The sequence below is a fragment of the Streptomyces sp. NPDC051133 genome (genome assembly GCF_040682635.1).
GTDB lineage: Bacteria > Actinomycetota > Actinomycetes > Streptomycetales > Streptomycetaceae > Streptomyces.
In genome coordinates this window covers 1-8,494 of sequence record NZ_JBFBBK010000108.1, presented here as the reverse complement: position 1 = coordinate 8,494, position 8,494 = coordinate 1, and the positions used below count along the sequence as shown (strand labels likewise).

The following is an 8,494-nucleotide window of genomic DNA, read 5'->3' as shown; positions in this document are numbered from 1 at the left end:
AGGGCGACTACCTCATCGGCGAGAAGATCACCCCGAGTACCTCGACGCGCAGCCGCTGCGCGAGACGGCCCCGCAGACCGCGGCCCCGTGGGGCGCGGCACCGACCGCCACGGCCCAGGTGAGCCCCCAGGCGCCGGCTGCCGAAACGGTTGACCCGGGCGTCGCTCCGCCGGCCGCGGCGGAACCGGCGGCCGTGGCGCCCGCTGTGCCCGCGGCGGAACCGATCGCCGCCGCCGTCGCCGCGACTCCGCCGGCCGCGACGGACCCGGAGGCGGTTGAAGCGGTGGCGGTCGTGGCGGCCGCCGCCGACCACGTCGACCCCACCGATGCCGCTCAGGCCGCCGTGGCCCGCCTCGCGACCCAGGCCGCAGCGGGCACCACGCAGATGGTGCACGGCCACGACGGCGTACAGCCGGCGCAGGGGCACGACGGGGTGTACGGGGGTCCCGAGGACCTCTACGCTCCCCCCGTTCAGCCCTTCGTCGAGGCCCCGCAGGCCACGCAGGCCCCGCAGAGCCCGGAGGGTGCGCCCGGTGCGCAGCCGATCGCGGCCGACGCGCCGACGGCCGGGGAGCCCGAGCAGACGGTCGTCCCGGATGCCGTGGCTCAGCAGACCTCGGTCGCGGAGGCGGCTGAGCCGGGCGTGGGCCCGGAGTTCACCGACGCCGGGCAGGTGCCCGCGGTCGCCGACGAGGTTCTCCCCGCCCAGGACGCGAGCGTGCAGGCGCAGGCCGTCCCCGCGGAGGAACTGCCGGACGCCGTCGCCGTTCAGGGTGTGACCGAGAACGCTCCCGACGCCGGTGCGCCCGAGACGGTTCCCGCCCAGGCCGTACCGGAGGCCGCTCCCGTGCAGGCCGCGCCCGACGCCGTAGCCGGGCAGGAGGTGGCGGAGACCACCGCCCCCGCCGCCGAGGCAGTGCCGGCACCTGACGCGGTGCGGGTCCCCGAGGCCGCTCTCGCCCCGGAGTCCGTTCAGCTTGCCGAGGCCGCACCGGCCGTGGACACCGGTCAGGCACCCGAGGCCGTCCAGGCACCCGAGGCCGTCCAGGCATCCGAGCCCGTTCAGACGACGGACGCCGTCCAGGCACCCGAGCCCGTTCAGACGACGGACGCCGGCCAGGCATCCGAGGCCGGCCCGGCCACGGAGACCGTCCCGGCTCCCGACGCCGCACAGCCCGCCGACGCCGTCCCGGCCCCCGAGCCGGCAGAGGCGCCGGAGGCCGTCGCCCCGGCCTCCGTGCCGGCCGCCGCGGCACCCGAGGCCGCCGTCGCCCCTGCCGAGGGCGCCGTTGCGGCCCAGGCCCCCGTCGACGGCACCACCGAACCCGTCGTGCCCGCCGCCGAGGGTGTGCCCGGCGTGTCGCAGCCCCAGCCCGAACAGCCGGCCGTCCAGGACGCCGTCCAGCAGCCGGTTCAGGTCGCCCCGGCTGCCGACGAGGCCCCGGCCGCGCCCGTCGACCCCGAGGTCCGGCCCGGCGAGGCCGCCCCCGTGCCGGCAGCCGCCGAAGCCGCCCCCGCGCCCGCGCAGGCCCCCGAGCAGCAGGCCACCGACGGTTCCGGCCTGCCGCTGCCCTCCCACGTGTCGCTGGAGCCGGCCCCGGAGCAGCCGCTCGGGCAGTTCGTGCCCGTGGCGGGCCAGGTGCCCACCACGCCGCACCTGGCGCCCACCCCGCCGCAGCCCCTCGTCCTCCCCACGGAGATCACGCAGGAGCCGCCGGCCCCCGCCGGGCCGCAGGCCCCGCAGACCGCGCCGCAGGCGCAGGAATCGCAGCAGTCGCAGGAACCACTCCAGGTGCAGGAAACACTCCAGGCGCCTGAACCACTCCAGTCGCAGGAACCGCCGCAGCCGCGGACCGCGCACGAGGCGCAGGAGCCGCAGGGCCCCCAGGGACCGCAGGCCCAGCCCGAAGCCGTGGTCACCGTGCCCGCACCCCGGGAGGCCGAGCCGGACCTCGTCCCGGCCGCCCCGGACGCGGAGCACGCCCCCGATGTCGTCCAGCACGCGGAGGACCTGCGGACCAGGGCCGCCGACCAGGAAGAGAGCACGGCCGACGTGGCAGAGGCACAGCAGCCCACCGGCCCGGCGGCGCCCGGGTACGCGGACGCCGAGCGCGAGGCCGTCCTGAAGGTCATGCGCGAGCGGCGCGACATCCGCAACGGCTTCCGCAGCGACCCGATCCCGCACGAGGTGCTGCTGCGCGTCCTGGAGGCCGCCCACACGGCGCCCTCCGTGGGCCACTCGCAGCCCTGGGACTTCGTCGTCATCCGCTCCGCCGATACCCGTCGGACGATGCACGAACTGGCGATGCGGCAGCGCGAGGCGTACGCCAAGTCGCTGCCGAAGGGCCGGGCCAAGCAGTTCAAGGAACTGAAGATCGAGGCCATCCTCGACACCCCGGTCAACATCGTCGTCACCGCCGACCCCACCCGCGGCGGCCGGCACACCCTCGGCCGTCACACCCAGCCGCAGATGGCGCCCTACTCCTCGGCGCTCGCGGTGGAGAACCTCTGGCTCGCCGCCCGCGCCGAAGGCCTCGGCGTCGGCTGGGTCAGCTTCTTCGACGAGCGGGAGATGGTCCGCACGCTCGGCCTGCCCGAGCACCTGGAGGTCGTCGCCTACCTGTGCGTCGGGTACGTCGACGAGTTCCCGGACGAGCCGGAGCTGATGCAGGCCGGCTGGTCCAAGCGACGCCCCCTGTCCTGGGTGGTGCACGAGGAGACGTACGGCCGCCGCGCCCTGCCCGGAGAGGAACCCCACGACCTGCTTGCCGAGACCGTCGCACAGATCCGCCCGCTCGACGCCAAGGCCCTCGGTGAGGCCTGGGAGCGCCAGAAGCGCATGACCAAGCCGGCCGGCGCGCTCGGCATGCTGGAGATCATCTCCGCGCAGCTGTCCGGGCTGTCCCGGCAGTGCCCGCCGCCGATCCCGGAGCCCGCCGCCGTCGCCATCTTCGCCGGCGACCACGGCGTGCACGCCCAGGGCGTCACCCCCTGGCCGCAGGAGGTCACCGCCCAGATGGTGGCCAACTTCCTCGGCGGGGGAGCGGTCTGCAACGCCTTCGCCACCCAGGTCGGCGCCGAGGTGTGCATCGTGGACGTCGGTGTCGCCGCCGACCTGCCCGCCACCCCCGGCCTGCTGCCCCGCAAGATCCGCGGCGGCACGTCCGACATGACCACCGGTCCCGCGATGACCCGCGAGGAGGCCAAGGCCGCCATCGAGGTCGGCATCGAGACCGCCCGCGACCTGGTGGCGGCCGGCAACAAGGCGCTGCTCACCGGCGAGATGGGCATCGCCAACACGACGGCGTCGGCCGCGCTGATCTCCGTCTTCACCGGCGCCGACCCCGCCGAGGTCACCGGCCGGGGCACCGGCATCAACGACGAGACCCTGGCCCGCAAGACCGAGGTCGTCCGCCGTGCCCTGGAACTCCACCAGCCGGACCCGGCCGACCCGATCGGCGTGCTCGCCGCGATCGGCGGCTTCGAGCACGCGGCCATGGTCGGCCTCCTCCTCGGCGGCGCGTCCCTGCGTACGCCGGTGATCCTGGACGGCGTGAGCGCCGGCGCCGCGGCCCTGGTCGCCCGCGCGATCGCCCCCGAGGTGCTCGCGGCCTGCATCGCGGGCCACCGCAGTGCCGAGCCGGGCCACGTGGCCGCGCTCAACAAGCTGGGCCTGCGCCCCCTGGTCGACCTCGACCTCCGCCTCGGCGAGGGCACGGGCGCACTGCTGGCCCTGCCGCTGGTGCAGAGCACGGCGAGGGCGATGCACGAGGTGGCGACGTTCGACTCGGCGGGCGTCACGGAGAAGTAGGCGTCACAGGGCGGGTGGTCCGGGGTTCAGTTGCCGGACCACCCGTGCCGTCTGCCCTGTCCACAGCTAAAATCCGCACGTCAGGGCCGCTCCGAAGGTGCAGCGTGCCCCCACACCGCAGAGCTGCACGAGGAGCCGTCCCTCATGGCCGAACACCCCGCCTACCCCGTAGGCCTCCGCCTCTCCGGCCGTCGCGTGGTCGTCCTCGGCGGCGGCCAGGTGGCCCAGCGCCGTCTCCCCGCGCTGATCGCGGCGGGCGCGGACATCGTCCTCGTGTCCCCCGCGGCCACCCCCTCCGTCGAGGCCATGGCGGACGCGGGCGAGATCACCTGGGCCCGGCGCCCGTACCAGGACGGCGACCTCGCCGAGGCCTGGTACGCCCTCATCGCCACCAGTGACGCGGAGGCCAACGCGCGGGCCTCCGCCGAGGCGGAGCGCCACCGCGTCTGGTGCGTGCGCTCCGACGACGCCGACCGGGCCACCGCATGGACCCCGGCCACCGGCCACAGCGAGGGCGTCACCGTCGCCGTCCTCACCACGGACGCCCGTGGCCGGGACCCCCGGCACACCGCCGCCATCCGGGACGCGGTGGTGGAGGGCCTGCGCGACGGCACCCTGGTGGCTCCCCACCACCGCACCCGCACCCCCGGCGTCGCCCTGGTCGGCGGCGGCCCCGGCGACCCCGACCTGATCACGGTCCGCGGCCGCCGGCTGCTCGCCGAGGCGGACGTGGTCATCGCCGACCGGCTGGGCCCGCGCGACCTGCTCGCCGAACTCCCGCCGCACGTCGAGGTGATCGACGCGGCGAAGATCCCGTACGGCCGCTACATGGCCCAGGAGGCCATCAACAACGCGCTCATCGAGCACGCCAAGCAGGGCCGGTCGGTGGTGCGGCTCAAGGGCGGCGACCCGTTCGTCTTCGGCCGGGGCATGGAGGAGGTCCAGGCGCTCGCCGAGGCCGGGATCCCGTGCACGGTCGTCCCGGGCATCTCCAGCTCGATCTCGGTGCCGGGCGCGGCCGGCATCCCGGTCACGCACCGGGGCGTCGCCCACGAGTTCACCGTGGTCAGCGGGCATGTGGCGCCCGACGACGAGCGCTCCCTGGTCGACTGGCCGTCGCTGGCCCGGCTCACCGGGACCCTGGTGATCCTGATGGGCGTCGACAAGATCGGGAAGATCGCCGAGACGCTCGTCGCGCACGGCAAGTCGCCCACGACCCCGGTCGCGCTGGTCCAGGAGGGGACGACGGCCGCGCAGCGCCGCGTCGACGCCACCCTCGCCACGGTCGCCGAGACCGTGCGCGCCGAGGAAGTGAAGCCGCCGGCGGTCATCGTCATCGGCGAGGTCGTCGCGGTCGGGCCGGGGTCCGCCTCCTGATGCCGCACCCCCACGCCCACCTTGATCGACTGTAACCCCGGGTAACAGACCCGTTCCCAGCCGTTGGCACCACACCCAGGACAAGGCAGTATCACCCTGTGGCCGATCTCATCACCGTCGATGACCCCGACGACCCCCGCCTCTCCGACTACACGGGCCTGACCGACGTCGAGCTGCGCCGCAAGCGCGAGCCGGCCGAGGGCCTGTTCATCGCCGAGGGCGAGAAGGTCATCCGCAGGGCCAAGGAAGCGGGCTACGAGATGCGCTCGATGCTGCTCTCGGCCAAGTGGATCGACGTCATGCGCGACGTCATCGACGAACTGCCCGCCCCCGTCTACGCCGTGAGCCCCGAACTCGCCGAGCAGGTCACCGGCTACCACGTGCACCGCGGCGCCCTCGCCTCCATGCAGCGCAAGCCGCTGCCCACGGCGGGGGAGCTGCTGCGCACCGCCCGCCGGGTCGTGATCATGGAGTCGGTCAACGACCACACCAACATCGGGGCGATCTTCCGCTCGGCCGCCGCCCTCGGCATGGACGCGGTCCTGCTCTCGCCCGACTGCGCCGACCCGCTGTACCGGCGCAGCGTCAAGGTCTCCATGGGCGCGGTGTTCTCGGTGCCGTACGCCCGTCTGGAGACCTGGCCGAAGGGTCTGGAGTCGGTGCGCGAGGCGGGGTTCACCCTGCTCGCGCTCACCCCGGACGACAAGGCCCGCACCCTGGACGAGGCCGCCCCGCACCGGATGGACCGGGTGGCCCTCATGCTCGGCGCCGAGGGCGACGGACTGTCGACCCAGGCCCTGGTCGCCGCCGACGAATGGGTCCGCATCCCGATGGCCCACGGCGTCGACTCGCTCAACGTGGGCGCGGCGGCGGCGGTCGCCTTCTACGCGGTGGCCACGGGCCGGCCGGAGTCCTGATCCGGCCCCGGGCCGGCGCTCACCTTCCGGCGGTGCGGATCGGCGTCGACCCGTACCGCTGGGACATGAGCGCGTCGGCGTCCAGGGGCGGGTGATCCGGCTGCGCGTGCCGCTGCCGCCGCGCGCCGCCGTCGTCGCCGAGCCCGCGGGCCGGGCCCTGGCAGCCCTGCGCGACCGCGATGCCGAGCGCCACGAGCAGCGTCACCACGACGAACACGAACAACCGCTGCCGCAGCAGCCGGGGATTGGCCGGCCGCCGTCCGGACCCCGTCGTACGCTGCGCCGGCCGCCCGGAACCGCCCCGCCCGGCGGGCCGGCTCCCGCCGCCGGAGCGCGCCGCGGCGCCGCGCGGTGCCGGGGTCGGGCGCGCGGTACCCGGCCGGGCCGCGGCACTTCCGCCGCGCGGTCCGCTGCCCCCTCGCGCGGGCATGCCGCCGCGCACCGGGGCACCGCCCCGCGGGGGCGTACCGGCACGCGGCACCGGGGTGCCGGGGGAGGTGCGCCGCTGGGTGCGCTGCGGCTCGGGGTAGGTGTCGACGAGCCGGCCGGTGGGCCGGTCCGCCTCGGCGGCCCGCGGCGAGGGCGGCCGTACGTCGGTCAGGCCCTGCGCCTCCCGGGTGGCGATCTCCTTCAGCCGCAGCGACAGCTGCAGGGTGCTGGGCCGTTCGTCGGGGTCCTTCGCCAGGCAGGCCCGGATCAGCGGGGCGAGCGCGTCCGGGACGCCGTGCAACTGCGGCTCCTCGTGCACCACCCGGTACAGCATCACCTCGGAACTGCCGTGCCCGAAAGGCGAGTCGCCGGTGGAGGCGTACGCCAGGGTCGCACCCAGGGAGAACACGTCCGTCGCCGGTGTGACCACGGCGCCGCGCACCTGCTCCGGGGCGAGGAAGCCGGGCGAGCCGACCGCGGTGCCCACGTGGGTGAGGGTGGAGGCGCCGGTGGCCCAGGCGATGCCGAAGTCGATGATCCGGGGTCCCTTGGGGGACAGCAGGATGTTGGAGGGCTTCAGGTCCCGGTGGACGACACCGGCCTCGTGCACGGCGACCAGCCCCTCCGACAGGGCGGCGCCGACCGCCGCGGTGTCGGCCGCGCCGAGCGGGCCCTCGTCGGCGACCTTGTCGTGCAGGGAGGGTCCGGGCACGTACTGGGTGGCGAACCAGGGCCGCTCGGCCTCCAGGTCCGCGGCGACCAGCCGGGCCGTGCATCCTCCCCTGATGCGCCGGGCCGCCGAGACCTCGCGCGCGAACCGGGACCGGAACTCCTGGTCCTCCGCCAGATCGGGCCGGATCACCTTCAGCGCGACCCGCTGTCCCTTCTTGTCGGAGCCGAGATAGACCACGCCCATCCCGCCCGCGCCGAGCCGTCGGTGAAGCCTGAACGAGCCGACGACGCGCGGGTCCTCGCGCCTCAGGCGCATCATCGCCATGTTCATCCCCGCTGCCCGGTCCCTGTGACGTGGCACAGCTTACGTTTCCCCGGCCGCCTGCGCGCAGAGGCCGCGCCCTCTCGGCCGGATGGATTGTGCGGGCCGTCCGTACGAAGTGAAAGGCGGTCAGGAAGCCGTGCGCCACGGTGCCATTGATCCGGCCGCCGTCCCAACGCCGCGCCGGGGTAAGGGCGTTGACTCGGCACCACGTCCGAGTCCGTGTCCCCGCCCGCGCAGCGCACGCGACCTTCCTCCCACCGCCGACCGAAGTGATCGAAGTCACCCTTTCCGACTCTGCGGACGCTTGGGAAAAGACGGGACAGAGCGTGCGGCCCCTCAGGGAAGACCCTGAGACCTGCGATCGCGTCTCCACCCAGGGGAGTACGTCCCCGCCGAGGGCTCATCCTCCGGGAGGCCCGCCAATCGGTACGAAGGCATGACGTGCGGCGAACGCTCCGCACCTAGATTTGAGGTCAAGCGGCGGGTGCAGCACTCGTCCCCCGAGGTCAGGCACCCGCCGCTGCACAGGACAACCGAAACGGTCAGGAGAGGGACCATGGCCCACACGGCACCGCGACGTACAGCGTTCGCCCCCCGCCGGACGGGCCGTCGACACCCCTTGGTGGCGACGCTCATGGCCCTTCCCCTGGCGGCCCTGCTCCTGCTCGTCTTCGACGGCTGGGAGACGGTGGCCACACAGGCGTCGTCCGTGGGTGCGATGCTGGGGCGCTGAGCGGCGCCCCAGGCCCGGAAGAGCGGTCCGGGCGGGGACATCCACCCATGAAACCCCGTGGGGACGGGGGTGCGGCGGACGGCACAAATGCCGGCGCAGCTGGGGAGCTGCGCCGGCATTGCGCCGTTTCATCATCTAGTGCAGCGCCGCATTGATCTTGCGGGGGTCTGTGTCCCGCTGTCAGCAGACGAAGGGGCTGCTGACAGCGGGCAGTGATGTGTCAGTTCCTG

At 74.8% G+C, this 8,494-nt stretch carries 4 protein-coding genes; 3 read left to right on the top strand and 1 reads right to left on the bottom strand.

Annotated elements, in window-relative coordinates; all coding sequences use genetic code 11:
* Positions 1-55 precede the first annotated feature (55 nt).
* The 3 genes from cobT (at position 56) to AB0N17_RS44425 (ending at position 6,105) form a co-directional block, all read left to right on the top strand.
* Positions 56-3,811 (top strand): nicotinate-nucleotide--dimethylbenzimidazole phosphoribosyltransferase, encoded by a 3,756-nt coding sequence (gene cobT, locus AB0N17_RS44435; protein WP_366017394.1) that lies wholly within the window; start codon positions 56-58, stop codon positions 3,809-3,811.
* 144 nt (positions 3,812-3,955) lie between these two features.
* On the top strand, positions 3,956-5,188 hold the full coding sequence (gene cobA, locus AB0N17_RS44430) for a uroporphyrinogen-III C-methyltransferase (RefSeq protein WP_366017393.1): 1,233 nt from the start codon (positions 3,956-3,958) through the stop codon (positions 5,186-5,188).
* Between the two features lie 98 nt (positions 5,189-5,286).
* A complete protein-coding gene (locus AB0N17_RS44425; RefSeq protein WP_366017392.1) occupies positions 5,287-6,105 on the top strand; it encodes an RNA methyltransferase in 819 nt (272 codons plus the stop codon).
* A 19-nt stretch (positions 6,106-6,124) separates the two neighbouring features.
* On the opposite strand, the gene AB0N17_RS44420 is transcribed toward AB0N17_RS44425, so the two are convergent.
* The gene (locus tag AB0N17_RS44420; RefSeq protein WP_366017391.1) at positions 6,125-7,537 is read right to left on the bottom strand and encodes a protein kinase; all 1,413 of its coding nucleotides are present in this window, start codon (positions 7,535-7,537) and stop codon (positions 6,125-6,127) included.
* Positions 7,538-8,494: the final 957 nt, after the last annotated feature.